Source organism: Pseudoalteromonas sp. OFAV1 (assembly GCF_021532595.1).
In the GTDB taxonomy this organism is placed as follows: domain Bacteria; phylum Pseudomonadota; class Gammaproteobacteria; order Enterobacterales; family Alteromonadaceae; genus Pseudoalteromonas; species Pseudoalteromonas lipolytica_C.
The window spans coordinates 1-1,261 of record NZ_JAKGBG010000100.1; the positions used below are offsets into that span (position 1 = coordinate 1).

The window sequence follows — 1,261 nt, forward strand, 5'->3', positions numbered from 1 at the left end:
CTTCTTTTTGTAGAGCAGTTCTGTCTTCGTATGAATTAGAACCATTCGCCGATTGCAATGCAAGCTCACGCATACGCTGTAAGATATTGGTAGACTCTTGCATCGCCCCTTCGGCGGTTTGCGCCATTGAAATACCATCGTTGGCATTACGCTGCGCTACGGCTAAGCCATTAACCTGTGAAGTTAAACGGTTTGAAATTTGTAGGCCTGCTGCATCGTCTTTTGCGCTGTTGATACGCATACCTGACGCAAGGCGCTCCATCGAGGTTGCTAGACCTTGACCTGAACGAGAAAGGTTACGCTGAGCGTTTAATGAAGATACATTTGTATTTACTGTTAAAGCCATGATAAAACTCCTGATTACTTTCGTAATATATCTGTTTTGATTTAACCAAGAACTTTCACAAATTGTATGTTCAAGCTCCGTACTGATTAAGTTAACGGCAGCTGAGAATTTTTCTTTAGGCTTTTTTTTAAAAAAATGGATTTTATTTGAGCTTTCCAGATTAACAAACTGATTTTACTCATTTTTTTATTTTAAAAAATTCTACTTTTTCCTCTTACGTCGTATCACCCCCTCATTTATTTCTCATTTTTTCTCTCTGTGTAAAAAGGTTTTAGGTGAATTAGTTACAAAGAGGTTAAGAGGCGCTATGCAATAAGAAAATAGCGATAAAAGAGCGCTGACCAAATTACCGCCCAGCTATTTTAATGTTACGCAACAAAAAAGCGCAACCTGTGCGCTTTTCGTATATAAGACTATAAATTTAATTAACCACCTAGCAAGCTGATAGCCGCTTGTGGTATTTGGTTTGCTTGCGACAAGATTGATGTACCCGCTTGTTGCAAGATTTGGTTTTTAGTCATTTGCGCAGTTTCTGTTGCAAAGTCAGTATCTTGAATACGACTACGTGAAGCAGATACGTTTTCAGATATACTTGAAAGATTACTGATTGTGTGTCCAAACCTGTTTTGTACTGCCCCTAAGTCAGCTCGCTGGCTATCTATTTGTGCTATGGCAGCATCAATAATCGCTAACGCATCTTGTGAGCCGGTCTGAGTTTTGATATCAATTTCACTTACAGCAACCGTATTACTAATTAATTGATTATCAACATTCGCGGCTGCAACTAGTGCATCATCATTACCTGTAACTGTAAATGATTTAGATGAATTTAGCTGTATAGCACCTAAAACACGAGTAGAGTCTGTTCCTGAACCATCATTTGCAGTATCAGCCGTTAATGTTACTGGCGCCGCA

2 protein-coding genes are annotated in these 1,261 nt (G+C 39.1%); both read right to left on the minus strand.

The window, feature by feature from the left end:
- Nucleotides 1-346 (minus strand): flagellin N-terminal helical domain-containing protein (locus L1267_RS23585; RefSeq protein ID WP_442960580.1); only part of this gene is annotated, 346 nt, incomplete at its 3' end.
- 425 nt (nucleotides 347-771) lie between these two features.
- On the minus strand, nucleotides 772-1,261 hold a 490-nt coding region (locus tag L1267_RS23590), incomplete at its 5' end, for a flagellin (protein WP_268842670.1).